The 23,267-nt window shown below is 64.7% G+C and carries 30 protein-coding genes and 4 tRNA genes; 16 read left to right on the forward strand and 18 right to left on the reverse strand.

Annotated elements, in window-relative coordinates:
* From DAEP_RS0102130 to DAEP_RS0102140, 3 genes are all read left to right on the forward strand, one after another.
* Positions 1-618: a pimeloyl-ACP methyl esterase BioG family protein gene (locus DAEP_RS0102130; RefSeq protein ID WP_008557808.1), complete on the forward strand. Its 618-nt coding sequence runs from the start codon at positions 1-3 to the stop codon at positions 616-618.
* A complete protein-coding gene (locus tag DAEP_RS0102135) occupies positions 615-1,406 on the forward strand; it encodes a methyltransferase domain-containing protein (RefSeq protein ID WP_027243518.1) in 792 nt (263 codons plus the stop codon). Before DAEP_RS0102130 ends, DAEP_RS0102135 begins: the two co-directional genes overlap by 4 nt.
* Positions 1,407-1,589: 183 nt before the next feature.
* Entirely contained in the window at positions 1,590-2,558 is a 969-nt protein-coding gene (locus tag DAEP_RS0102140; RefSeq protein ID WP_027243519.1) for an ABC transporter substrate-binding protein, read from the forward strand.
* 21 nt (positions 2,559-2,579) lie between these two features.
* On the opposite strand, the gene DAEP_RS0102145 is transcribed toward DAEP_RS0102140, so the two are convergent.
* Positions 2,580-2,768 (reverse strand): hypothetical protein, encoded by a 189-nt coding sequence (locus tag DAEP_RS0102145; protein WP_027243520.1) that lies wholly within the window; start codon positions 2,766-2,768, stop codon positions 2,580-2,582.
* A 190-nt stretch (positions 2,769-2,958) separates the two neighbouring features.
* On the opposite strand from DAEP_RS0102145, the gene DAEP_RS0102150 reads away from it, so the two are divergent.
* The 5 genes from DAEP_RS0102150 to DAEP_RS0102170 all read left to right on the forward strand — a co-directional run bounded on the left by DAEP_RS0102150 (position 2,959) and on the right by DAEP_RS0102170 (position 8,391).
* Positions 2,959-3,924: an ABC transporter substrate-binding protein gene (locus tag DAEP_RS0102150; protein ID WP_027243521.1), complete on the forward strand. Its 966-nt coding sequence runs from the start codon at positions 2,959-2,961 to the stop codon at positions 3,922-3,924.
* A gap of 10 nt (positions 3,925-3,934) precedes the next feature.
* Entirely contained in the window at positions 3,935-4,987 is a 1,053-nt protein-coding gene (locus DAEP_RS0102155) for a quaternary amine ABC transporter ATP-binding protein (protein ID WP_008554486.1), read from the forward strand.
* Positions 4,987-7,023 carry an ABC transporter permease gene (locus DAEP_RS0102160; protein WP_036760404.1) on the forward strand — a complete coding sequence of 679 codons (2,037 nt, stop codon included), beginning with the start codon at positions 4,987-4,989 and terminating at the stop codon, positions 7,021-7,023. The genes DAEP_RS0102155 and DAEP_RS0102160 overlap by 1 nt, the downstream gene beginning before the upstream one ends.
* A gap of 124 nt (positions 7,024-7,147) precedes the next feature.
* Complete coding sequence (locus tag DAEP_RS0102165) at positions 7,148-7,810, forward strand: NnrU family protein (RefSeq protein WP_027243523.1); 663 nt, start codon at positions 7,148-7,150, stop codon at positions 7,808-7,810.
* 62 nt (positions 7,811-7,872) lie between these two features.
* Entirely contained in the window at positions 7,873-8,391 is a 519-nt protein-coding gene (locus DAEP_RS0102170) for a DUF2478 domain-containing protein (RefSeq protein WP_027243524.1), read from the forward strand.
* Positions 8,392-8,524: 133 nt separating this feature from the next.
* On the opposite strand, the gene DAEP_RS23875 is transcribed toward DAEP_RS0102170, so the two are convergent.
* Positions 8,525-8,608: transfer RNA gene (locus DAEP_RS23875), tRNA-Tyr, on the reverse strand.
* A gap of 120 nt (positions 8,609-8,728) precedes the next feature.
* On the opposite strand from DAEP_RS23875, the gene rlmB reads away from it, so the two are divergent.
* The 3 genes from rlmB to DAEP_RS0102185 all read left to right on the forward strand — a co-directional run bounded on the left by rlmB (position 8,729) and on the right by DAEP_RS0102185 (position 10,750).
* The gene (rlmB, locus tag DAEP_RS0102175; protein WP_008554973.1) at positions 8,729-9,505 is read left to right on the forward strand and encodes a 23S rRNA (guanosine(2251)-2'-O)-methyltransferase RlmB; all 777 of its coding nucleotides are present in this window, start codon (positions 8,729-8,731) and stop codon (positions 9,503-9,505) included.
* A 131-nt stretch (positions 9,506-9,636) separates the two neighbouring features.
* Positions 9,637-10,074, forward strand: a complete 438-nt coding sequence (locus DAEP_RS0102180) for a YHS domain-containing (seleno)protein (RefSeq protein WP_245595046.1) — start codon at positions 9,637-9,639, stop codon at positions 10,072-10,074.
* Positions 10,075-10,279: 205 nt separating this feature from the next.
* Positions 10,280-10,750 (forward strand): CoA-binding protein, encoded by a 471-nt coding sequence (locus DAEP_RS0102185; protein WP_027243526.1) that lies wholly within the window; start codon positions 10,280-10,282, stop codon positions 10,748-10,750.
* Between the two features lie 227 nt (positions 10,751-10,977).
* On the opposite strand, the gene DAEP_RS0102190 is transcribed toward DAEP_RS0102185, so the two are convergent.
* Together DAEP_RS0102190 and hisF are read right to left on the reverse strand one after the other, a co-directional pair.
* Positions 10,978-11,295, reverse strand: coding sequence for a phosphoribosyl-ATP diphosphatase (locus tag DAEP_RS0102190; protein WP_027243527.1), 318 nt, complete (start codon positions 11,293-11,295; stop codon positions 10,978-10,980).
* An 11-nt stretch (positions 11,296-11,306) separates the two neighbouring features.
* A complete protein-coding gene (hisF, locus tag DAEP_RS0102195; RefSeq protein ID WP_008557877.1) occupies positions 11,307-12,068 on the reverse strand; it encodes an imidazole glycerol phosphate synthase subunit HisF in 762 nt (253 codons plus the stop codon).
* A gap of 191 nt (positions 12,069-12,259) precedes the next feature.
* Between hisF and DAEP_RS0102200 the strand changes: the two genes are divergently transcribed.
* Positions 12,260-12,706, forward strand: a complete 447-nt coding sequence (locus tag DAEP_RS0102200; RefSeq protein WP_027243528.1) for a DUF302 domain-containing protein — start codon at positions 12,260-12,262, stop codon at positions 12,704-12,706.
* Positions 12,707-12,708: 2 nt separating this feature from the next.
* On the opposite strand, the gene DAEP_RS0102205 is transcribed toward DAEP_RS0102200, so the two are convergent.
* Together DAEP_RS0102205 and hisA are read right to left on the reverse strand one after the other, a co-directional pair.
* Positions 12,709-12,936 (reverse strand): hypothetical protein, encoded by a 228-nt coding sequence (locus DAEP_RS0102205; RefSeq protein ID WP_008555731.1) that lies wholly within the window; start codon positions 12,934-12,936, stop codon positions 12,709-12,711.
* A 95-nt stretch (positions 12,937-13,031) separates the two neighbouring features.
* Positions 13,032-13,754: a 1-(5-phosphoribosyl)-5-[(5-phosphoribosylamino)methylideneamino]imidazole-4-carboxamide isomerase gene (gene hisA / locus DAEP_RS0102210; RefSeq protein WP_008555560.1), complete on the reverse strand. Its 723-nt coding sequence runs from the start codon at positions 13,752-13,754 to the stop codon at positions 13,032-13,034.
* Between the two features lie 135 nt (positions 13,755-13,889).
* Here hisA and DAEP_RS0102215 point away from each other — a divergent pair, with 135 nt between their 5' ends.
* Positions 13,890-14,276 (forward strand): DUF2147 domain-containing protein, encoded by a 387-nt coding sequence (locus DAEP_RS0102215; protein WP_027243530.1) that lies wholly within the window; start codon positions 13,890-13,892, stop codon positions 14,274-14,276.
* A 20-nt stretch (positions 14,277-14,296) separates the two neighbouring features.
* Here the strand turns inward: DAEP_RS0102215 and DAEP_RS0102220 are convergent, their stop codons facing one another.
* Positions 14,297-14,548 (reverse strand): WGR domain-containing protein, encoded by a 252-nt coding sequence (locus DAEP_RS0102220; RefSeq protein ID WP_008553387.1) that lies wholly within the window; start codon positions 14,546-14,548, stop codon positions 14,297-14,299.
* Positions 14,549-14,658: 110 nt separating this feature from the next.
* Positions 14,659-15,195: a peroxiredoxin-like family protein gene (locus tag DAEP_RS0102225; protein ID WP_027243531.1), complete on the reverse strand. Its 537-nt coding sequence runs from the start codon at positions 15,193-15,195 to the stop codon at positions 14,659-14,661.
* 100 nt (positions 15,196-15,295) lie between these two features.
* Between DAEP_RS0102225 and DAEP_RS0102230 the strand changes: the two genes are divergently transcribed.
* A complete protein-coding gene (locus DAEP_RS0102230) occupies positions 15,296-16,027 on the forward strand; it encodes an AraC family transcriptional regulator (RefSeq protein WP_027243532.1) in 732 nt (243 codons plus the stop codon).
* A 64-nt stretch (positions 16,028-16,091) separates the two neighbouring features.
* Here the strand turns inward: DAEP_RS0102230 and hisH are convergent, their stop codons facing one another.
* Positions 16,092-16,730 (reverse strand): imidazole glycerol phosphate synthase subunit HisH, encoded by a 639-nt coding sequence (hisH, locus tag DAEP_RS0102235; RefSeq protein WP_008553606.1) that lies wholly within the window; start codon positions 16,728-16,730, stop codon positions 16,092-16,094.
* 1 nt (position 16,731) lies between these two features.
* Complete coding sequence (gene hisB, locus DAEP_RS0102240; protein ID WP_027243533.1) at positions 16,732-17,319, reverse strand: imidazoleglycerol-phosphate dehydratase HisB; 588 nt, start codon at positions 17,317-17,319, stop codon at positions 16,732-16,734.
* A 203-nt stretch (positions 17,320-17,522) separates the two neighbouring features.
* On the opposite strand from hisB, the gene DAEP_RS0102245 reads away from it, so the two are divergent.
* Positions 17,523-17,762: an Lrp/AsnC family transcriptional regulator gene (locus tag DAEP_RS0102245; RefSeq protein WP_008554915.1), complete on the forward strand. Its 240-nt coding sequence runs from the start codon at positions 17,523-17,525 to the stop codon at positions 17,760-17,762.
* Between the two features lie 75 nt (positions 17,763-17,837).
* Here the strand turns inward: DAEP_RS0102245 and DAEP_RS0102250 are convergent, their stop codons facing one another.
* The 7 genes from DAEP_RS0102250 to DAEP_RS0102280 all read right to left on the reverse strand — a co-directional run bounded on the left by DAEP_RS0102250 (position 17,838) and on the right by DAEP_RS0102280 (position 22,293).
* Positions 17,838-19,196, reverse strand: coding sequence for an aminotransferase (locus DAEP_RS0102250; protein WP_281171938.1), 1,359 nt, complete (start codon positions 19,194-19,196; stop codon positions 17,838-17,840).
* Between the two features lie 146 nt (positions 19,197-19,342).
* A tRNA-Gly gene (locus tag DAEP_RS0102255) sits at positions 19,343-19,417 on the reverse strand.
* Positions 19,418-19,562: 145 nt separating this feature from the next.
* Positions 19,563-19,637 (reverse strand) — tRNA-Gly (locus DAEP_RS0102260).
* 90 nt (positions 19,638-19,727) lie between these two features.
* Positions 19,728-20,141: a very short patch repair endonuclease gene (locus DAEP_RS0102265; protein ID WP_027243535.1), complete on the reverse strand. Its 414-nt coding sequence runs from the start codon at positions 20,139-20,141 to the stop codon at positions 19,728-19,730.
* Entirely contained in the window at positions 20,126-21,028 is a 903-nt protein-coding gene (locus DAEP_RS0102270; RefSeq protein WP_027243536.1) for a NaeI family type II restriction endonuclease, read from the reverse strand. Before DAEP_RS0102270 ends, DAEP_RS0102265 begins: the two co-directional genes overlap by 16 nt.
* Positions 21,029-21,114: 86 nt before the next feature.
* Complete coding sequence (locus DAEP_RS0102275; RefSeq protein ID WP_027243537.1) at positions 21,115-22,074, reverse strand: DNA cytosine methyltransferase; 960 nt, start codon at positions 22,072-22,074, stop codon at positions 21,115-21,117.
* 144 nt (positions 22,075-22,218) lie between these two features.
* A tRNA-Gly gene (locus DAEP_RS0102280) sits at positions 22,219-22,293 on the reverse strand.
* Positions 22,294-22,449: 156 nt separating this feature from the next.
* Between DAEP_RS0102280 and DAEP_RS0102285 the strand changes: the two genes are divergently transcribed.
* Complete coding sequence (locus DAEP_RS0102285; protein WP_008555921.1) at positions 22,450-22,635, forward strand: hypothetical protein; 186 nt, start codon at positions 22,450-22,452, stop codon at positions 22,633-22,635.
* An 88-nt stretch (positions 22,636-22,723) separates the two neighbouring features.
* On the opposite strand, the gene DAEP_RS0102290 is transcribed toward DAEP_RS0102285, so the two are convergent.
* Positions 22,724-23,215, reverse strand: coding sequence for a DUF2314 domain-containing protein (locus DAEP_RS0102290; RefSeq protein ID WP_027243538.1), 492 nt, complete (start codon positions 23,213-23,215; stop codon positions 22,724-22,726).
* Between the last annotated feature and the right edge of the window lie 52 nt (positions 23,216-23,267).

The following is a 23,267-nucleotide window of genomic DNA, read 5'->3' on the forward strand; positions in this document are numbered from 1 at the left end:
ATGGAGTTCCGCTGGCTGAAACAGAACCAAGCTGCCGAGGCCATCGTGGTCTTCGGCGGCTGGGCTGTGGGGCCGGAGGTGTTCTGGCACCTGGACGGCCCGCAGGACATTCTGTTTGCTAGCGGTTACTCTGACCTGAACGCGGACCTGCCGGATCTGTCTGGCTATGAGCGGGTTAGCCTGCTGGCCTGGTCCTTTGGGGTTGCGGCGTATGCTCACTGGCAGCAAGGGCGGCCCGATCCGTTCCACCGCAAGGTGGCGGTGAACGGCAGCCTGAAGCCGGTGAACCGCAGCGCGGGCATTCCGCCTGCGGTCTTCCGCAAGACAGCGGAGACGCTGAGCCTGGAGACCTTTCAAAGTTTCCTGACCCGCGTCTTCGGGCAGCCGCAAACCCCCGAACCGCTGGATGTGGAGGCGCGCCGTGCCGAGCTTATGGCTGTCGAGCGCCGCGGTGACGCGCCGCAGACGCGGTTCGACCGGATCTGGATCAGTTCCGGTGACAAGATCTTTCCGCCGGCCAATCTGGAGCGGGCCTGGGCGGGTCAGGCGGTTCGCCTGATCGACGCGGCGCACGCGCCGTTCTGCCAGTTCGAGACGTGGGAGGCGCTGCTGCAATGAAAGATATCATGCCGCCTCAGCTGGACCAGTCGCGGGTCCGGCAAAGCTTCCGGCGCGGGCTGCAAAGCTACCACCGCTCCGCTTCGGTGCAGGCGGACATTGCCGCCCGGCTGGCAGAGCTGCTGCAGGCCCAGGGCGCGCCGGAGCGGTTTGAGGCCGCCCTGGAGTTCGGCTGCGGCACCGGCCATCTGACCCGGCAGCTGGTGCAGCGTTTCGGGTTTGGCAGCCTGCTGCTGAACGATCTGGTGCCGGAGGCTGCATCCGCTTTGCAGGAGACAGGCGGCGCTGCGCCCGAGCGGGTCCGGTTCGAGGCCGGGCCGGTCGAAAGCCTGCCGCTGCCGCACGGTCTGGACCTCATCGCCTCGGCCTCCACCGTGCAATGGATCCCGGACCTGTCTGCGCTGACGGCGCGGCTGGCGGCGCGGCTGAACCCCGGCGGCTGGCTGGCGCTGTCGGGCTTCGGGCGCGGCCAGTTCCGCGAGCTGGCGGCGCTGGGCTCCGCCGCGGCGGCGCCCAGCTATCTGGATGCCGGGGAGTGGCGGGCGGTGCTGCCGCAAAGCCTGGACATTCTGGCGGTCACCCAGGCGCCGGTGGTGCTGGAGTTCGACAGTGCGCTGGCGCTGCTGAAGCACCTGCGCCAGACCGGCGTCAACGGCCACGCGCAGCAAAGCTGGTCGCGGCGGCATCTGCGGGACTTCGAGAACGCCTACCGCGAGCGGTTCGGCCGTGGCGGCAAGCTGCCGCTGACTTATGATCCGGTGTTGCTTGTGGCCCGCCGCAGGGCCTGATCCGCGGCTGCTGATCCTTCGGCGCCATGCGCGCTTGAAGCAAGTTTTAGGCGTTTTCTCTATCCGTTCATGCCGGCGCCCCGCCGTGGCGTTAATCTTTGTCAATCTCCCCCTGTTATGCCGGACCCGGAGCTGCGCCTGCGCGCGGCATGTGGCAAGACTGGCAGTAGGGGAGTGACGCCAATGAAAGTGAAAGCGTTTGCGGCAGCGCTGGCGGCGCTGGCGGTTTCCGGGGCCGTTGAGGCAGCTGACATGGGCGATGTGGAAACGCCCATCCGCCTGTCGCTGAACAACTGGACCGGCCAGCGCCTGTCGACCTATATCGCGGGCGGCATGCTGGCAGAGGCGGGCTACAAGGTCGAATATGTCGAAGCGGACCTGAACGCGCTTTATGAGCAGATCGCCACTGGCGAGGTTCATGCGATGATGGAAATCTGGACCACCAGCGACCCGGAGGACTACTTCTCCGTCCGCGATGCGGGCCGGGTGGAAGAGCTGGGCGACTTGGGGCTGGATGCGCGCAACGGCGTGGTTTACCCGCCCTATGTCGCGCAGATGTGCCCGGGACTGCCCGACTGGGAAGCGCTGCGCGACTGCGCCGGCATCTTCTCCGCAGACGGCAACGGCACGCGCGGCCGCTACCTGGCCTATCCGGAATCCTGGGGCTCGCCCGGGGCGGACCGGATCCGGGCGCTGGATCTGCCGTTTGACGTGGTCGCGGCTGAGTCCGAGGCGGCGATGATCGAGGAGTTCCAGCAGGCCTACAAGGACAAGCGCCCGGTGATTGCAACCTTCTGGGCGCCGCATTGGGCAATGTCCTCCTATGCGCTGCAATTCGTGCGCCTGCCCAAGCCGGAGCCGGCCTGCTATAGCGACCCGTCGTGGGGGCCCAACCCCAAGGCGGCCGGCGACTGCGACTTTGCCCGCGGCGGCGTGGTTAAGGCCAGCTGGTCCGGGTTTAAGGAGCGCTGGCCCGCCGCCCATGAAATCCTCAGGAACTACGAGCTGAGCATCTGGGACCAGCAGCCGCTGATCGGGCTGGTGGATGTGCGGGGCGAGACGGTTCAGGGCGCTGCCCGGGGCTGGCTGGCGGTGAACCGCGCCAAATGGATGCCGGCGGTCGAAGAGGCCACCGGCAAGGGCCGCTCCTGATCAAGGGGTCCGCCTGGCAATTCAGCAGATCAATTTCCTGAACAGCGCCCCTTCGTTGCGGGGCGCTGTTTTGCGCTTTGGGGCCAGCGGCTTGCGGCGGCGGGCGCCGCCGCGCAGGCCCGGCGCGGGCGGGAAAAATGATTCCGGAAGTTGTGCGTTTGCACAAAAACTTGAACCGTCAATCAGAATATTTTGCGGTTTGCGGCGCAATTGCTCGACAAAGCGTCGTAATATGTTCCAATACTTGCATTATCCCCGGCCACACTTGGCTCATGGGTGCCTGCTGACAGCAACAGGGCCGGCTGACAGGCCGGGCAGGCGCCATGAACCGCCGGGTTCCAAATGACGCGCCACAGCCGGAAACAGGCGGCGCAAAAGGATAATGACAGGGAGTATTGAGATGACTTTCAAAGGATATGCGCTGGCACTGGGCGCAGCCGCGATGACGGTGGCTGCGGGCATCGCCTCGGCCGCCGAACTGGGCGATACCAGCAAGCCGATCAAGCTGGCGGTCAATGAATGGACCGGCCAGCATGTGACCACCCATATCGCAGGCGAGATGCTGAAGGCCGCGGGCTATGACGTGGAATATGTCTCTGCCGGCATGATGAACCAGTTCCAGGCGATTGCCGACGGCGATATCCACGCGACGCTGGAAATCTGGTCTTCCAACGTGTCCGACGAATACGGCAAGAAGATCGAAGAAGGCACCGTGGTGGAGCTGGGCGACCTGGAGCTGAACGCCCGCGAAGGCATCGCCTATCCCGCGCATGTGGCCGAAATCTGCCCCGGCCTGCCCGCGTGGGAGGCGCTGAAGGACTGCGCGATGCAGTTCGCCACCGCCGAAACCCTGCCCGAAGGGCGTCTGGTGGACTACCCCGCGGACTGGGGCACGCCGGGCGCGGACCGGATGACCGGGCTGGGGCTGCCCTTCAAGGCGGTGCCCGCAGGTTCCGAGGCGGCGCTGATCGTCGAACTGCGCGCCGCAACCGAGCGCAAGACGCCGCTGCTGATCACCTTCTGGCAGCCGCATTGGGCGATGTCGGCCTATGACGTCAAGTTCGTCGACCTGCCGCCGGGCGAAGAGGCCTGCTTCAGCGACCCGGCCTGGGGCCCGAACCCGGACGCGGTGAACGACTGCGACTTCTCGCCCTCGCGCATCTTCAAGGCCGCCTGGTCCGGGATGGAGGAAACCTGGCCCGCGGCCTATGAAATCCTGTCGAACTACACCCTGGCCGTTGAGGACCAGCAGCCGATGATGGGCGCGGTCGATGTGGACGGCGGCAAGGTCGAAGAGGTGGTTGCCGAATGGATGGCCGCCAACGAGGACAAGTGGCGCCCGGTTGTCGACGCCGCCACCAACTGAGCCTTATCCAGTGAACGGCTCTGAAACGCCCGCCATCACCTGCCGGAATGTCTGGCAGGTGTTTGGCAACAACGCAGACAGCGCCTTGAAGGAGGCGCTGTCGCGGCACGAGACACCCGAAGCGGCAGCGCAGGAGCTGCGTTCCAGGGGGCTGATCCCCGCTGTCCAAGACGCCTCCTTCGATGTGAAGGAGGGGGAGCTGTTTGTGATCATGGGGCTGTCGGGCTCCGGCAAGTCGACCCTGATCCGCTGCATCTCGCACCTGTTGCACGCCACCGGCGGCGAGATCCGCATCGACGGCGAGAACATCGTCGAGGCCAGCCCCAAGCGGCTGATCGAGCTGCGCCGCAAGAAGCTCGGCATGGTGTTCCAGCACTTCGGCCTGTTCCCGCATATGACCGTGGCCGAAAATGTCGCCTACCCGCTGCGGGTGCAGGGGGTGAAGAAGAAACAGCGGCTGGCCAAGGCGCAGGAGGTGATCGAGTTGGTCGGCCTCGGCGGGCGGGAAAAGAACTACCCGCGCGAACTCTCCGGCGGCCAGCGCCAGCGCGTCGGCATCGCCCGCTCGCTGGTGGCGGATTGCTCGGTCTGGTTCCTGGATGAGCCGTTCTCGGCGCTCGACCCTCTGATCCGGCGGCAGCTTCAGGATGAATTCCTGGAGATCCAGGCCAAGCTGAAGACCACAATCGTTTTCATCACCCATGACATCAACGAGGCGCTGAAGCTCGCCGACCGCATCGCCATCATGCGTGACGGCAAGGTGGTGCAGATCGGCACACCTGCCGATATCGTGCTGCGCCCGGCCGATGATTACGTGCGCGAGTTTTCCAAGGACGTGGCCAAGGGCCGGCACGCCCGCGTCGCCTCGGTCATGCAGACGGGTGAGCATCAGGTCTACGGCGCCGACGATCCCGGCCTGCGCGAAGACATGACGCTGGACGCGGCGCTGGCGCGGTGCATGGAGCTTTATGAACCTGTTCCGGTCCGAACGCCCGAGGGCAAGCTGGTCGGTGTGGTGAACCCGGCCGATCTGGCCGCGGCCTTGCAGGTGGAGCAGGGGTGATGGCAGCTCTCTCGAAAGGCTCCATTGCGGCGCTGATCGCGGCGGCGGTCGGCGCGCTGTGCCTGCTGCTGGAAAGCAGCCTGCCGTGGCTGGTGAAGTTCCCCGCCGCCTGGGTGCTGCCCGCAACCGACTGGGTGGGTGCCGCCATGGAGTGGTTCCTGGCGCTGATCAAGCCCGCCGCGCGCAGTTTCTCGGCGCTGATGTTTTACCCGATGGAAGCAGCGAACTACGTGCTGAGCCGTGCCCCCTGGCCGCTGGTCATCTGCGCCACTACGGCGCTCGCCTGGATGCTGGGCGGGGTGCGCATGGCGCTGATGGCAGTTGTGGGCCTCGGCTTTGTGCTGGCCTCGGGGTATTGGCCAGAAAGCATGAACACCCTGGCGCTGGTTGCCGTCTCGGTGCCGCTGGCGCTGATCATCGGCGGCGGCATCGGCATTCTGGCAAATGAGTATCCCCGCATCCGCCAGCCGGTGCAGGCGGTGCTGGACATCATGCAGACGGTGCCGACCTTTGCCTATCTCACGCCCTTGCTGGTGCTGTTCGGCTTTGGCCCCGTTGTTGGCCTTATCGCCTCCGCCATCTACGCCGCCCCGCCGATGGCCCGCAACGTGCTGCTGGGGCTGGAGCGGGTGGAGCCGGAGATCAAGGAAGCTGCCGTGATGTCCGGCGGCACGCGGCTGCAACAGCTGTTTCAGTGCGAGATCCCCTCTGCCGGGCAGCAGATCATGGTCGGCGTCAACCAGTGCCTGATGGCGGCCTTGTCGATGGTGATCATCGCTGCCGTGATCGGCGGCTTTGACGATATCGGCTGGGAGGTTCTTCTGACCATGCGCAAGGCGCAGTTCGGCCAGAGCCTGCTGGCCGGTCTGGTGATCGTGATTTTCGCGATTCTGATCGACCGGATGAGCGGCACCCTGACACAGGACCGGCGCAGCAAGCACGACCCGCGCGTCGCCTGGGGTATCCTGGCGCTGGGCGTCGTGGTCAGCGCGGTTTTCTGGAGCAGCGTTCAGCAGCCCGGCACCTATGCCCTGTTCAATCCGGTGGCGGACAGCGTGGACCGGGGCCTGTCGGCCTTCACCAGCGCCAACGCTGACTTCCTGACCGCGCTCAAGAACAACGTGCTGTTTTACGTGCTGCTGCCCATCCGCATCGGGCTGGATCAGGCGGTGCTGCCCTTCACCTGGGGTTTTGCCTGGACCCCGGCGATGAGCCTCGCGCTGTTTGCAGCCGGTGCTGCTGCGGCGGTGGTCTTTGCTCTGCGCGGCCAGCTGGCGCTGGGCGCGATGCTGCTGATCGCCGCGGGGATGCTGGAAACCGGCATCTCGCAGCTGCCCTGGCCCTTTGTGCTGGTAGGCGCCGGCGCGCTGGCCTGGGTCGCAAGCGGGCGCGGGCTCGCGATCCTGACGGTGGTGCTTCTGGGCACCATCCTGCTCTCGGGCCTGTGGGAGCGGGCACTGCTGTCCCTCTATCTCTCCGGCGCGGCGGTCTTTGCCTGCGCGGTGATGGGCGGCGCCATCGGCCTTGCCTCGGCGGTCTCGCCCGGTGTCTGGCGCGTGGTGCGCCCCGTCTGCGACATGCTGCAGACGATCCCGCTGTTCGTGTTCCTGATCCCGGTGCTGATGGTCTTCCAGATCGGCGAGTTCTCCGCCTTCCTGGCAATCATCGCCTACGCCATCGTGCCGATGATCCGCTACACAAGGCACGGCCTGGTCTCCACACCCGACGAGATGATCGAAGCAGCCACCGCCTCTGGCGCAACCACATGGCAGATGCTCAAGGACATCCGCGCGCCCTATGCGGCGCCCTCGATCCTGCTGGGCCTGAACCAGACCATTCTCTACGCCTTTGCGATGCTGGTCATCGCGGCGCTGATCGGCACAACCGGCCTTGGCCAGTCGATCTATCTGGCGCTGGGGCAGGCAGATGTGGGGCTGGGGATTTCAGCGGGTGCAGCCATGGCGATCCTTGCCCTGATTGCCGACCGCATGGTGCAGGGATTCGCCGAGGAGCGGCGCAAGGCCCTGGGGCTTTAGCGGCCCGCACATCCAAAACTGAAGGGCGCCCCCTCGGCGCCCTTTTTTGATCTGGGGCAACGTTTCAGGCGCCCAACCCGCCTATAGCTGCACAGAGAACTGATCTACACCCGGAGAGACCCCGATGGGCTGGCTCGAATTCACCGCCGCGCTGATGCTGTTCCTGGCCAGCCACGCCATCCCCGTACGCCCGCCGGTGCGGCCCTGGCTGGTCAGCCGCCTGGGGCTGCGCGGCTATTTCATCGCCTACAGTGTGCTGTCTCTGGCGATCTTGGCCTGGCTCGTCGTGGCCGCCGCCCGCGCGCCCTACGTCGGCGTTCTGCCTTATTGGGAGGGGTTCCGCTGGGTGCCGCTTCTGGTGATGCCGCTGGCCTGCCTGCTGGCGGTGGCCGGCATGATGCGGCAGAACCCGCTCAGCTTCGGCGGGCTGGGCGTGCGCGCCTTTGACCCGGCAGACCCCGGCATCCTCGCCGTCAGCCGCCATCCGCTGTTGGCGGCGATGGCGCTCTGGGCGGGGGCGCATCTGCTGGCCAACGGCGACCTGGCGCATGTGATCCTGTTCGGGCTGTTCGCGGGCTTTGCCTGGATGGGCATGGCGCTGATCGACAGACGCAAGCAACGCCAGATGGGGCAGGGGGAATGGAACCGCCTCAGCCGCAACACCGCGCGGCTGAACCTCGCCCGCTTGCGGCCCTCGGGTGCTGAGGCCGGGCTTGCCGCGGTGGTGTTCCTGGCGCTTCTGATCCTGCACGCGCCGGTCATCGGCTACAGCCCGCTGCCCTGGTAGGGGTTGACCGCAGACGCCGCATGACCACCTATGAAATGATACGATACTGGAGAGACGGACACATGCACCTGGCCTATGTGATGACCGAAGAACGCGGCGCCACCGACCGCCTGCTGAGCGCGCTGGCCGAACGGCTGCAGGCCAAGGGCTTCCGCCTGGCAGGCATCGTGCAGACCAATGTGGAATGCTACGACAAGGAGCTGTGCGACATGGATGTGCGGGTGCTGCCCGACGGCGAGACCATCCGCATTTCGCAATCCTTGGGTGCAGGCGCCCGCGGCTGCCGCTTGAACCCCGAGGCGCTGGAACAGGCGGTGGGGCAGGTCTCTGCCACGCTGCAATCGGACCCGGCGCCGCAGCTGCTGATCGTCAACAAATTCGGCAAGCACGAGGCTGACGGCCGCGGCATGCGGCCCATCATCGGCGAGGCGCTGGCGCTGGGCATTCCGGTGATTTCTGGCGTCAACAAGATGAATGTGGAGCCGTTCCAGGCCTTCGCCGATGGCATCGCCGTGGCGGCAGGCCCCGATCTGGACGCGCTGGTCGAATGGGCGGAACAGGCCGTGGCCGAAAACGCCTGACCTGGTTATTGCCGTTTGAAAACAATTGGAAGGCCCGCGCAGCTCACGCGGGCTTTTTGCTGTGCAGAACGGGCTGGCGGCCTGTCCAGCCTGCTGCTGAACCACCATCGTCTAGTCTGAAAAAGAGAGAAGATGGTGGGCGACCCTGGAATCGAACCAGGCGTGCGTCTCCGCGAGGGAGTTACAGTCCCCTGCCACACCTTGCGGCCTGTCGCCCACTGTCAGTTGCATGTTGCACCTGATGTGGAGGCGTGATTACTAGCAGGCCAAACGGGCGTCAACAGGAAAATCGCAAGTTTTTCGCGCGCCCCGCAAATTCTTTCTGCCGGAGAGCAAAATGTCCAAGAAACCCAAATGGGTCGTCGAAAAAGAGCAGTCCAAACGGGCTGCTGCCGCGGAAACCGTGTGGCTGTTCGGGCTGCATGCGGTGCGTGATGCGCTGCTTAATCCCAAGCGCGAAAAACTGCGCCTGATGGTGACCCAGAACGCGCAGGTGAAACTGGCAGATGCCATTGCAGAGTCCGGTATTGAGGCCGAGGTCATCGACCCGCGGAAGTTCAACCCGCCGATCGACGCGCAATCGGTGCACCAGGGCGCCGCGCTGGAGGTAAAGCCCTTGAACTGGGGCGGGCTGGCCGAAAACTGCATCGGGCGGGAAGCGCCGCGGGTGCTGCTGCTGGACCGGGTGACCGACCCGCATAACGTCGGCGCCATCCTGCGCTCGGCAGAGGTGCTGGGCGCCAGTGCGGTGATCGGCACCCGGCATCATTCAGCGCCGGAAACCGGCGCGCTGGCCAAGACCGCCAGCGGCGCGCTGGAGCGGCAGCCCTACCTGCGGATGCGCAATCTGGCCGATACCATCACCGAACTGCAGAACATGGGCTTTATCGTCCTGGGGCTGGACGGCGAGGCAGAGCAGACCATCGAGACGGCGCTGGAGGGCAAGCAGCACCTCCCGGTGGCGCTGGTGCTGGGGGCCGAAGGGCCGGGGCTTCGGCAGAAGACCAAGGAAACCGTGGACGCCCTGGTCAAGATCGGCGCCGCGGGCGGCTTTGGCTCGCTCAACGTCTCCAACGCCGCTGCGATTGCGCTTTACGCGTCGATTGCACGCTAGGCGGGCCCAGCCCGTCACGGGGCGATCACATCTGCGTATCCTCCCTTTGCAACAGCGGGGCGCTGCGGCAGACTCGGCAGGCTGCTGAGAGAATGTGAATGGAGAACAATTTGGCTCTGCGCCTGCTCTTTATGGCCTTTGCGCTCATGCTCCTGTCGCTGCCCGGTGCCGCCCGGGCAGAGATGGCGGGCAAGGCTGTGTTCTCTTCCCGCGCGGGGGTCGCCATTGGCGGCTATGACCCGGTGGCCTTTTTCGAACAGGGCGCGGCAGAGCCCGGGCGGCGCGGTCATGCGGTGATGTGGAAGGGGGTCGTCTGGCGCTTTGCCACCGCCCGCAATCAGGCCCGGTTCGAGGCCAACCCGCGCGCCTATGCGCCGGCCTTCGGCGGCTATTGCGCCTTTGCGATGTCGCAGGGCAGGCTGATGCACGGTGATCCGCAGATCTGGGCGATTGTCGATGGCGAGCTGTATTTGCTCAATAATCCTGAAGCCCAGGATTTCTGGGCCGCCCGCCGCGGCGAGCTGATCGCCCGGGCGCAGCTGCACTGGCCTGTGATTCTGCAGAAATAATCCGTCACCTCACGTTTTCGTGAGGCGGCCTTTTATTTCTCCGACTGTGACCCATATTCAATACAGACTGCGGAATGGAACCACCGCAGATCTTTTTCACTGTCCCTCGTTCCATACCTCGCGCCCGGTTCGTCCGGGCGCATTTTTGTCTCCCGGCATCAAATCCCGCTTTGCGCCCGCTCGCAGCACGGCTAGGGTGCGCGGCATGACAGAGTACAGCGATGAGCATCTGAAAAAGGTCCTGCAGCGCACCAAGGTGGTGGCTGTGGTCGGCGTTTCAATGAACCCGGTGCGGCCCAGCTATTACGTGGCGCGCTACCTGGGCCTGAAAGGCTACCGGGTGATCCCGGTGAACCCGGTCCATGCGGGCAAGATGCTGTTTGGCGAGACGGTGCGGGCCAGCCTGTCGGAGATTGATGCGCCGGTGGACATGGTCGACATCTTCCGCCGGTCCGAGGCGGTGCCGCCGATCGTGGATGAGGCGCTGGAGGCGTTGCCGAAGCTGCAGACCATCTGGATGCAGATCGGAGTGGAGCACGCGGAGGCCGCCGCCAGGGCCGAGGCGCGCGGCGTCACCGTGATCCAGAACCGCTGCCCCAAGATCGAATACCAGCGCCTGTTCGGCGAGCTGCGCATGGGCGGCTTTGCCACTGGGATCATTTCCTCCAAACTGTGACGCTTTTGGCCAGGCCGGGCGCTCCCGCCCGCTCCAGCCGCCCCGAGGGGCGGCCTTCACGGTTTGGCCAGGCGCCGCTGCGCGGCGCAGTTTTTTTGCTGAGAAGCCCTGAAGGGCAAGTGTGCCCGTCAGGGCCTGACCGAGTTTGTTAATGAATGCGCGTCAAGGGCAAGCCGCGCTGACGCGCCGAGGCTGCGCCTCCCTTGACCCGCCGCCCGGCCCGGGGGTCAGCCTTTGGGGCGGCTGGCTTTCTCGGCAATGCCGCTGAGGCCCTGACGTTCCGCCAGCACCTGCAGCACATCGTCCAGCGCCACATCGCGGGCAGCCAGCATCACCAGGAAATGATAGAGAACATCGGCCCCCTCGGAGGCGAGACCCGGCTTGCCGCCCTTCACCGCTTCAATAATAGCTTCGATGGCTTCCTCACCGAATTTCTCGGCGCATTTTTCCGGCCCCTTCGCCAGCAGCTTGGCGGTCCAGCTGGTGTCGGGATCGGCCCCCTTGCGGGACAGGATGGTGGCTTCGAGTTCGTGCAGCAGGCTCATCACATGCCCCTTCAGTTCAGCCGCATCGGGATGCCGGCGGCGGCCATGTGTTCCTTGGCTTCCTGAATTGTGTATTCCCCGAAGTGGAAGATCGAGGCGGCCAGCACCGCGCTGGCGCCGCCCTTGGTCACACCCTCCACCAGGTGGTCCAGAGTGCCGACACCGCCCGAGGCGATCACCGGCACGTCTACCGCATCGGAAATCGCCTTGGTCAGCGGCAGGTTGAAGCCCGATTTGGTGCCGTCGCGGTCCATGGAGGTGAGCAGGATTTCCCCCGCGCCCTTGGCCACGACGGTGCGCGCAAACTCCACCGCGTCGATGCCGGTCGGCTTGCGCCCGCCGTGGGTGAAGATCTCCCAGCGGCCCGGCTCCACCGTCTTGGCGTCAATGGCGCAGACGATGCACTGGCTGCCGAACTGATCCGCGGCCTCGGCGATCACATCCGGGTTGGCCACCGCAGCCGAGTTGAAGGAGACCTTGTCGGCCCCTGCCAGCAGCAGCGCCCGCACGTCCTCCTTGGTGCGCACCCCGCCGCCCACGGTCAGCGGCACAAAGCATTGCTCGGCAGTGCGCTGCACCATGTCGAACATGGTGCCACGGTTTTCATGGGTGGCGTGAATGTCGAGAAAGCAGATCTCATCCGCGCCCGCCGCATCATAGGCCTTGGCGCATTCCACCGGATCGCCCGCGTCGCGCAGGCCGACAAAGTTGACGCCCTTGACCACGCGCCCGTCAGCGACGTCGAGACAGGGAATGATACGGGTTTTCAGCATGGATCGTGCCTTTCAAGCTGCGTGCCCCGTGGGTACGAAATGGCTGCCGGAAGCGCAACAGATATGGCAGGGGATGCGCGTTTTGGTCCGCGCGAAACCGCCGGACACGTGCAGTCTCGAAGTTGTGAATTGCCTGGCCGAAGCTGCTGCCCCGATCATGACCGGACGTCCCTGAATTTGGAGCAGCTGTCATGACCAAGAGTCTTTTCCTCGCCGGTGCCGTCACCCTCGCCGCCGCACTGCCCGCCGCCGCGGAGCTGGTGACCGTGCAAAGTCAGAAACCCGTGGCCGAAACCATGGACGCGCTGCAAGCCGCTGTAGAGGGCGCGGGTGCCACCGTCTTTGCCCGGGTGGACCACGCCGCAGGCGCGCAGACCGCAGGGATGGAGCTGCCGGGCTCGCAGCTTCTGATCTTCGGCAACCCCAAGCTCGGCACCCCGGCGATGCAGGCGGACATGCGGGCAGGGCTCTATCTGCCGCTCAAGGTTCTGGCTTATGAGGATGCGGACGGCCAGGTCTGGCTCACCTATCAGGACCCGGCAGAGATGCTGTCGGGCCTTGATATCCCGGCCGATGCGGAATTCATCGCCAAAATGCAGGGGGCCTTGGGCAAGCTGACCTCCAAGGCAGCGGAATAGGCTCAGCGCCGCGAGGCCAGATAGCGCGACAGGGCATTGGCGATGCCCCACAGCAGCCCGGCCCCTAGGGAGACCGGGCCAAAGATAAGCGGGCCCCAGGCGGCCAGGACACCTGCGGTATAGGCGGTTTCCCCCACGTCCTGGCCCAGCACCACGCAGGGGTTTGCAAACCCCTCGTGGATCTCGCAGCCAAAGCCGATCCCAAGCAGCAGCACGAAGGCAATGCACATCAGCCATAGGACGATGGGTCCTAAGGTGAACGTCGCAAGGATTCGGCGGACTAGGCGCATGAGGTTCCACTTCGCCGGATCAGACCCGGGCGGCGTCAGGCTTTTAGAACCGCCAGCGCCTCTTTCAGGCCGATGGCGCCATCATAAAGCGCCCGGCCGGAAATCGCACCGTTCAAAGGCGCGCCGCAGGTTTTCAGCGCCCGCAGATCGTCCAGCGAGGACACGCCGCCGGAGGCAATCACCGGGATGCTGACCGCGTTGGCCAGATCGGCGGTGGCCTCGACATTCGGGCCCTTCATCGCGCCGTCGCGCAGGATGTCGGTATAGATGATCGCGGCAACGCCCGCGTCCTCGAACGACTTGGCGAGGTCGGTGACCATCACATCGGTTTCCTCTGCCCAGCCCTTGGTGGCGACTTTGCCGTTGCGGGCGTCGATGCCGACCGCGACCTTGCCGGGGAATTCCCGCGCCGCCTCGCGCACCAGGTCCGGGTTCTCCACCGCCACGGTGCCCAGGATGACCCGCGCCAGGCCCTTATCAATCCAGCGCTCGATGGTGGCCATATCGCGGATGCCGCCGCCCAGCTGCGCGGGCACCTTGGTCTGCTTCAGGATTTCCTCAACCGGCGCGGCATTCACCGGCTCCCCGGCAAAGGCGCCGTTGAGGTCCACCAGATGCAGCCATTCGCAGCCCGCTTCGACAAACTCCAGCGCCTGCGCGGCGGGGTTGTCGTTGAACACGGTGGTCTTGTCCATTTCGCCATGCAGCAGGCGCACGGCCTGGCCGTCTTTGAGGTCAATCGCGGGGTAGAGGATCATCCGGGCGGTCCTTCGTGAAATCATGCTGGCGGTGTTTTGCACAACGCAAGGGCATATTGCAACGCGACCCGAAGTCAACCTTGCCAGAAGGGCCGCATCAGGGACAGGCTGCCTGTAAAACAGGGAGGAAATGGAATGAAACATCTTCTGGCAGGTGTGGCTGTGGCCTTGGGGCTGGCGGGCGCTGCGGCGGCGGACCCGGTTCTGGGCGTCTGGAAAACCCAGACCGACGACGGCTCCTATGCCCATATCCAGATGGCCAAATGCGGCCCCGCGGTCTGCGGCAAGATCGCCCGCACCTTCAACAGCGAGGGGGAGTACAAGTCCCCGAACCTCGGCAAGACGCTGGTGATCGACATGGTCCCCAACGGTGACGGCTCTTACGAGGGCAAGGTCTGGCGGCCGTCCAACAACAAGATCTACATCGGCAAGATGGATCTGGCGGGCAGCTCGCTGGCCCTGCGCGGCTGCGTTGCGGGCGGTCTCATCTGCTCGAAACAAACCTGGACCCGCGTCCAGTAAACGCCCTTGAGGGGCTGCGACTACAGCAGTCCCAGCTGCACCGGGATCGGCGCAAAGCCGCGTTTCAGCTGCCGGTCCCGGAACCCTTCGAAAATCGCCAGCGCCTCCGCATGCCCGGCGAAATAGGTCCGCTTCTGCGCCCCGCCGGGCGCGTTCAGCGGCCCGGACACACGCTCGACACACCAGTCGCCGAACAGCGTCGGCGTCAGGGTCAGGAGGCAATAGCGGTGATTGCCTTCGGCGTGGTCGTATTTCTCGAAACGGATGTGCAAGGGAGGGGCTGCCGCAGTGACAAAAGGTCCGCACCGTATGCCCCGAAGCGGACCCCTTGTCTATTGTTCAATCCGGCGAATTGCACCGGCCCCGGCGTCTGCCGTGACGCTCAGACCTCACCGGTGTATTCGCCGCGCGCCGGGTAGTTGTTGGGGATCGCGAAATCCAGCGCTGCCACCAGTTCCGCGAAATGCGGGCGCACAAACGGCATGGTCTGAACCGAGCCATAGTACAGCGTCCGCTGCGGTGTCACCATGAACAGGCCGGGTTCGGCAAACAGCTCCGGTTCCTCGATCCCGATAGAGGTCTTGCCGCGCGAGGTGGAGATATACAGCCCCCAGTCGCGGGCTTCGGACAGCGGCAGGCCGTAGCCGAACCGCAGCGCCTTGGCCTCGATCTTGTCCGCCATGGCGCGGGTGCGCTCCTCGCCGTCGGTGCTGATCGCAATGGAGCCGACACCGCGCTCTGCGAAGTCCGGGACCTTCTTTTCGAAGTCCTTCAGGTAATTCGCGCAGATCGGGCAGTGCAGGCCCCGGTAAAAGCAGATCACGGTGCCGCGCTCAGCCGTCTCCGAGGAGAGATCAAAAGCACCATGGTCCAGCGTCGGCAGGGTCAGGTTCGGGGTTTTCTGGCGGGGGATCAGCACGTGACGGTTCCTTGCAATTGCTGTGAGGGGCGGTTGCCGGGAAGTGTTGCAAAGTTTATTGTCGCATAAATCCGAAAAACCTGACGGGAAACCCGAAATCATGGACCGCCTCACCACCTTGATGGACCGTTTCCAGCTGGCGGTGCAGGCCGCCCGGCCGGGGCAGGCCAATCTGATCGCGCTTGCGGACAGCGGCGGCGCGCCGGTGCGTATCCGCTACTGCACCAAGGGGGCGATGGAGGGGCTGGACCCGGACGCGGTCATGTGGGCGGCGCAGGTGGAATGGTCGGGCCAGAGCAACCCGTTTCTGGCCGCGCTGCCGCCGGTGGTGGACTATGACATCACCAGCAACGCCGAGGCGCAGGGGCTGGTGCGGCTGATGCAGGAGGAGGCCGAGGGCCAGCACTGCGGCGCGCAGTCGGTGATTAACCGGCTGGGCGAGGTGCTGATGGTGCATCTGCTGCGCAACCAGATCCGGAGGGGCGCGACCGGGCCCGGGCTCTTGGCGGGCCTTGCCGATCCGCGCCTCAGCCGGGCCATCGTGGCGATGCATGATCATCCGGGCAGGCTTTGGACCAACGCCGATCTGGCGCAGGAGGCGGGGCTGTCGCTGTCACGCTTTGCCGAGCTGTTCGCTGCCGAAGTCGGGGAAACCCCGATCGGCTACCTGCGCCGCTGGCGGCTGATCCTGGCGCATCAGGATCTTGCGCGCGGCGACCGGGTGGAGGCGGTGGCCCGCCGCTACGCCTACACCAGCCCCGAAGGCTTCACCCGCGCCTTCCGCAAGGCGTACGGCTTGGCGCCGGTTTCAGTGCGCACCTCGGCGGCCTGAACGCCGCACTTTCATCTTTCCCGAAATACTCCCGCCGGAGGCACGGCGCGCCAGCGCCGTTCCCTTAAGGTTGCCAGGTCAGGAAGTTGCCGATCATGCGCAGCCCGGTGGCCTGGCTTTTTTCCGGGTGGAACTGCATTCCGATCATGGTGTCGCGCCCGATGACAGCGGTGACGTCGCCCGCATAGTCCACATGCGCCAGCCGCTCTGCCGGGTTGGCCACGCGGAAATGGTAAGAATGCACGAAATACACGTGGTCACCGCTCTCGATCCCGTCAAACACCGGGTGTGCCTGGTCGATCACCAGATCGTTCCAGCCCATATGCGGCACTTTCAGGGCGGGGTCCGCCGGCGTGATCTTCACCACATCGCCGCCAACCCAGCCAAGGCCCGGCGTCTCGGTGTATTCATGCCCTGTGGTCGCCATCAGCTGCATGCCGACGCAGATGCCCAGGAACGGGCGGCCCTTCTGTTCCACCGCTTCAACCATGGCGTCATAAATGCCCTTGTGGCCGCGCAGCTCGGCCGCGCAGGCCGGAAAGGCGCCGTCGCCGGGCAGCACCAGCCGGTCGGCGCGGGCCACCACATCGGCGTCAGAGGTCACCACAACCTCGCCAGCGTCCATCTCCCGCGCCATGCGCTGAAAGGCTTTTTCGGCGGAGTGCAGGTTGCCGGATTCGTAGTCGATGATCGCGGTCAGCATCTCAGAGCGCGCCCTTGGTCGACGGAATCGCATCCGCCTTGCGCGGGTCGGTCTCCACCGCCAGCCGCAGCGCGCGGGCGACAGCCTTGAACGCCGCCTCGGCAATGTGGTGGCTGTTGAACCCGTGCAGCTGGTCGATGTGCAGGGTGATGCCGCCATGGGTGCTCAACGCCTGGAAAAACTCCCGCACCAGTTCTGTATCGAAGGTGCCGATCTTCTGGGCCGGCAGCGTCACATTCCAGATCAGGAAAGGCCGCGCCGACAGGTCCAGTGCGCAGCGCACCTGGGCGTCATCCATCGGCAGGTGGCACTCGCCATAGCGACGGATGCCTTTCTTGTCCCCCAGCGCCTGCACCAGCGCCTGACCCAGCGCGATGCCGGTGTCCTCCACCGTGTGGTGGTCGTCGATATGGTAATCGCCCTTGGCGCGGATGGTCATGTCGATCAGCGAATGACGCGCTAGCTGGTCCAGCATGTGGTCGAAAAAGCCGACGCCGGTCTGGTTGTCATAAACCCCGGTGCCGTCGAGGTTGATCTCAACCGAGATATCGGTTTCCGCGGTCTTGCGGGTCACTTTGGCGGTACGCATCAGCGGCTTATCCTTCGTCATGCTGCAAGAGCTTCAGTTCTGCCTGGGCGCTTATAGGGCGGGCAGGGGGGCTGGCTCAAGTGCGGCATAGTGCAAGCGGCGCAATCTGTTGCAGCAATCCCGGTCCCATGCCGGTCTCTTGCGCCCGGATGCGCCGCGTGCGAGCTTGGGCGCAAATTCCTGATCAGCCACGAGAGCCTCCCATGTCCATCTGCGTTTTTGTCCAGATCCGCTGCAAACCCGGCACCACCTACAAGGTGGCCGAGGAGATTGCCCTGCGGGAAATCCATTCGGAACTCTATTCCACCAGCGGCAATTTCGACCTGCTGATGAAGCTGTATATCCCGACGGGGGAGGATGTGGGCAAATACATCAACGACAAGCTTTTGCAGATCGAAGGGATCGAGCGGTCGCTGACCACCATGACCTACAAGGTGTTCTGAAACGTCCGGCAGCAAAGCCGCAGACAGCAAAGCGCCCCGCAATGCGGGGCGTTTAACGTTTCGGGCGGGGATGGATCAGGCCGCGATCAGCCCTTTGTCCTGCAATTCTGCATAGGCGGTATCAACCGCGGTCTTCATCCGGGCCAGCATATCGTCCACCTCTGCCTTGGTGATGATCAGCGGCGGGCACAGCGCCAGCGCATTGCCGGCCACCGCCCGCAGGATCAGCCCGTTCTCCTGGCAGGCCTTCTGCGCAGCCGCGCCCGCGGCACCCTTGTCAAAGCTGGCGCCAGTGGTCTTGTTCGACACCAGCTCCAGCGCCGCGATCAGCCCCTTGCCGCGCACCTCGCCCACCAGCGGGTGGTCGGTGAAGATCTCGCGCAGCTGCACCTGCATATAGGCGCCCACCTCGGCGGCGTGCTCGAACAGGTTGTCGCGCTCATAGATCTCCAGCGTCTTCAGCGCCGCCGCACAGGCCGCCGGGTGGCCGGAATAGGTATAGCCGTGGCCGAACACACCGACCTCATTGGTCTGCGCGATCATCGCCTCATACATCCAGCCGGGAATGACCGAGGCCGAGATCGGGAAATAGGCCGAGCTCAGCTGCTTGGCAAAGGTCATCAGGTCCGGCTTGATGCCCATGGTGGTGCAGCCGAAATCGGCACCGGTGCGCCCGAAGCCGCAGATCACCTCATCGGCCCAGATCAGGATGCCATGCTTGCGCAGCACCGCCTGCAGCTTCTCGTAGTAGCCCTCCGGCGGCACGATCACGCCCGATGCGCCGGTGATCGGCTCCACGATCATCGCGGCGATGGTGTCGGGGTCTTCCGCCAGGATCTGCTCTTCCAGGTTATTGATGATCCGGTCGACAAACTGCTCCTCGGTCTCGTTGCCCCGGCGGCCGGTGTAATAGTGCGGCGCGTCCGAGCGCAGGATGTGCAGCGCCTCCAGCGGTGCGTCGAAATGCGCCAGATTCGCGGGCAGGGAGGTCAGCGAGCCGGCAGCAACGGTCACCCCGTGATAGCCGCGCTCGCGGGTGATGATCTTGCGCTTCTCCGGCTTGCCGATGGCATTGAAGTAATAGCGCAGCATCTTGTAATGCGTGTCATTGGCGTCCGAGCCGGAGTTGCCGAAGAAGATATAGGCATCCTCCACCGGCACCATCGCCTTCAGCTTTTCGGCCAGCTCCATGATCGGCTTGTGGGTCTTGCCGCCGAAGGTGTGGGTGAACGGCAGCTTGTGCAGCTGCTCGGTGATCGCGTCCATCACCTCGGTGTTGCTGTAGCCCAGCGAGGTGCACCACAGGCCGGCCAGCCCTTCGATGTATTTGTTGCCGTCCGTGTCATAAACATAGATGCCTTCGCCGCGGTCCAGGCAGAGCTGTTCTGTCGCGGTGAAATTGGTGGTGGGATAGATGACTGGGGCCATGTCCAAACTCCTGCAATGAGCTGCCGCACGGGCTGTTTGGCAGTAGCTTTGGCGTGTTTTGCAACGCACGTCAAAAGGAATTTGATCAAATTTAACAAGCGGAGTGGAAAAAGCGAAAAGCCGCCCCGGAGGGCGGCTTTTTCGGTTCCGGATGGAGCGGGCGATGAGATTCGAACTCACGACCCTTACCTTGGCAAGGTAATGCTCTACCCCTGAGCTACGCCCGCGCTGCCATCTGGTGAAGCGGTGAATAGGAAATCCGGCGGAGGGCTGCAAGCGGAAAATGACAAGGCGGGGAAAGAAATTCCGGCCCGTGCCGCAGCCCGGAAACGCCAAAGGCCGCCCCGAAGGACGGCCTTTGCGGCTTTCGAATGGAGCGGGCGATGAGATTCGAACTCACGACCCTTACCTTGGCAAGGTAATGCTCTACCCCTGAGCTACGCCCGCGCTGCCATTCGGTGAGGCGCTGTTTAGGGATTTCCAAAACGGGTCGCAAGAGGAAATTTGAAAAAACGCGCAAGTATCTGTGGGTAAGCGTTATTCTCCGGTTCTGAGGAAGTCTGCGAGGCGGTTTTTCAGGGCTTCAAGGTCCTTGGTCTCGCATTCCCAGACCGTCAGCACCTGCCAGCCAGCCGCCTGCAAGGCCGCCGCGTGCTCCGCGTCGCGTTCGGCATTGCGCTGGAGTTTCGGCTCCCAGTAATCGCGGCGGCTGGCCGGAATGCGCCCGTCTCGGCAATCATGCAGATGCCAGAAACAGCCATGCACAAAGATCACCTTGCGGCGCGGCCCGAATACCAGATCGGGCTTGCCGGGCAGGTCCTTGCGGTGCAGCCGGTAGCGGACCCCCATTCCGTGCACCATCCGCCGCACCAGCATTTCCGGCTTGGTATGCTTGGCGCGGATCTTCGCCATATTGGCGCTGCGCCGTTCGGGTGTCAGCTTGTCGGCCATTTCACGGCATGTCCGGATTGTGCGGCCATGCGGGCATGATACTCGTTTTCGACCCGGCAGGAAATGAACTCGCCGCCGGCGCAGGGCGGCAGGTCCAGCGCCTTGATAAGCTGGCTGTCGTACTGGCCGGAGAGCAGCAGGATGCCGTCCCGGGCCAGCAGGTCCCGCGTGCCGCGCCCCTTGTCCGAGCGGATCCGGCGCATGAAGTCCTTCTGCTGCGCCACCGCCTCCACCACATCGCGCGGAACCGGGCGGCGCTGGATCAGCCGGAACAGCTGCGCCATGCGCTCGTTTCCGGTATCGCCCGCAAAGATCTGCTGGACTGCGGCCTCATCCGCGGTGCGCCAGAAGTTGGCGGGGTAGGGCTGATCTTTGAACAGCCACAGGATATGTCGGAAGCCCTCGGCAGAGATGCTGCGCTTGGCGTCCTTGTTCTGGCCTTGGGTCAGGTATGCGGGCCGGGCGACGATCAGGCCCAGGTAACAGCGCGCCCGCACCTCATCGGCGGCGACCAGCAGGCAGGCGCAGTCAATCGCCTCGGTAGGGATCATCCAGTTGCCGCCCATGGTGTGCTTGATGTCGACATCCCGGCCCAGAATCTCGGTATCCAGCCGCCCCTTGCGCAAGCGCAAGAGCGCCCGCAGTTCGATCTCCACCCGGGTGCCGATATAGGTCTTTTCGGTTTTCTCCAGCTCTTCATACGCGCGCCGCCCGGTCTTGGGCGTCATGATCACATCATCAATGCACTGGCGCAGCATCTGCGGCACGTCATGTTCCAGCGCCAGCGCGCCGCCGGCACGGGTCGTGATCTCCTCCGCCAGCGGGAGGAGGGTGCCGAAGTCCGGATGGCCGGGAAGCACAAGGCTGTCGGGAAGTTTCAGTTTCATCTTATGTTCCGCCCGGCGGTACGCCGGGCAGCGCCCGGCCCCACGGGGCGGGCGCTGCCGTCAGGTAATGAATCGCTTTGGTGCCTTTACGCCCGCACGGCATGAAGCTTCGGCTTGGCAATCGCCGCCCTCAGCTCCCGCGCCACCGCCTCGGCCACCGGCGGCGGGAAGGCATTGCCGACCTGGCGGTAGGCATTGGTCTTGGCGCCGGTGAAATGCCATGCGTCCGGGAAGCCCTGGATACGCGCCACCATCCGCACCGTCAGGCGCGGCATGTCGTTGTGGAACGGGTCCGGCGCCTCATTGGCGATGGTGCGCCCCTCAACGCCCAGGGCCGCCCAGGCGCGCCGCGCGCGGGTCGGGCCCAGGTCCGGGCCGCCGTGTTTCTTGGAGCCGCCCACAATAGTTGGCGCAATCTCATCCGCCTTGGCCGCCCAGTCATCCGCCCCGCGCCAGCCGCGTTCTTTCATCAGGTCAATCAGCGTGGCCCCGACGGTCGGCGGGTTGTGCGGCAGCGGCTCGGGCCAGTTGAACTGGCCGGAAAACTCCTTGCGCAGCGCAACAATGGCCACCCGCGGCCGCAACTGCGGCACTCCGAAATCGGAGGCATTCAGCAGCCGCCAGTCGGTCTCATATCCCAGCTTCGACAGCTGCTTCTTCAGCTTCTCGCGGTAGTCATGGAACACCGCATCCAGAAAGCCGCGCACGTTTTCGATCATCACGGCGCGGGGGCGGGTCGCGTCGACGATCTCGATCGCATCGTCGAACAGGTTGCGCTCGTCCTTCTCGCCCAGCTGTTTGCCCGCCACTGAAAACGGCGGGCAGGGCAGGCCGCCGGCCAAGAGATCGATTCCCTTGTAGTCGCCCGCAACTTCCTTGAACTTGCGCACGTCCTCTTCCAGCACGTTCCACGCCGGGCGGTTGTGGCGCAGGGTGGCGCAGCAATGCTTGTCGATCTCAACCAGCGCGGTGTGATCAAAGCCCGCCGCCTCGAGACCGAGGGCCTGGCCGCCCGCACCTGCGCATAGTTCTACCGATGTCAGCATTCTGCTCTGCCCGCCCGTTTCTGTTCTTGCTCTGTTCCTATGCGGAATCGTGATTCCGCACAAGGTTTTCTGCACCCGGGCAGACTATGCGGAAATCCTCAAAAGCGAAAGGCCGCCCCGAAGGGCGGCCTGTCCGTTTCCCGATGGAGCGGGCGATGAGATTCGAACTCACGACCCTTACCTTGGCAAGGTAATGCTCTACCCCTGAGCTACGCCCGCGCTGCCATCCGGTGAGCGGTGAAATAGGGGCTCCGCCCGCCGGCTGCAAGAGGAAAATCGGCAGCAGCAGAAAAAAATCCGCGCCGGCAGCGACGGAACGGCGGAGGACGCGCGTTTGACTGTCAAACATGAGGATTTTCAGAGGAGGTTGAGCCGATGCCGTGCAAGGACTACCTGCGGATTGCCAGTCTGGGCGCTGCGATTGCCTTGGGGCTGCTGGTGCACAGCGGTGAGCACCTCAGCGCACCGCAAGCGGATAGCTGGGCCGGCCCGGTTGAGCAGCTTAAACCGGTTCCCGTCGAAACCACGACGCTTCCGGCAACCGCCGTACTGAACGCCTGATCCTGTACGCCCGTTTCGCAGGCGCAGCCGTTGCTGTTCCGGTGATTGAAAAAGCCCGCAAGCCGGGCTTTCTCCGCCAGCGGCCTGTTTACCAATCCTGAGGCACAGGGGTTGCTGACAGAACCTGTTCAAGCTGTGCCCGGCTGTCTGCATCCAGATGCGGAATCAACACCCGAGTGGTGAAGTTGCCGTAAAGCTTTCCGTCAAGAAACACGCTCCAGTCGCGCAGGCTTGACCGGTCGAATTCCACGGTATCGCCGAAATGCTTGCCCGGCAGATCATTCGGTTCATTAGCCAGCTTGCCGGTCATACCGCCACCGCTCGCAATGGTGAACTGGTCCACCCAGATGTTCTCGTGGCCATAGCTTGTCTCCAGCGCCACTTTGACCAAAGCACCGTTGGCCGCATTGCCCTGGCTATCCAGAACATGGCTGAGGAAGGCATCCATCGAGCTTAGCGCTGAACCGATGGCGGCGTTCATTTCCGGGTCTTCAGCTTCGAACTGGATGATGGGGTCCCCGGCGAAGGCGGCGGCAGGGGAAAGTGCGGCGAAAGCGGCGAAAATCAGAGGCCTGATCATTTGAAACTCCACAAAAGAAATGCTGCGGCCAAGGGCTGGCCGCAGCTTCAGC

The organism is Leisingera daeponensis DSM 23529 (assembly GCF_000473145.1).
In the GTDB taxonomy this organism is placed as follows: Bacteria; Pseudomonadota; Alphaproteobacteria; order Rhodobacterales; family Rhodobacteraceae; genus Leisingera; species Leisingera daeponensis.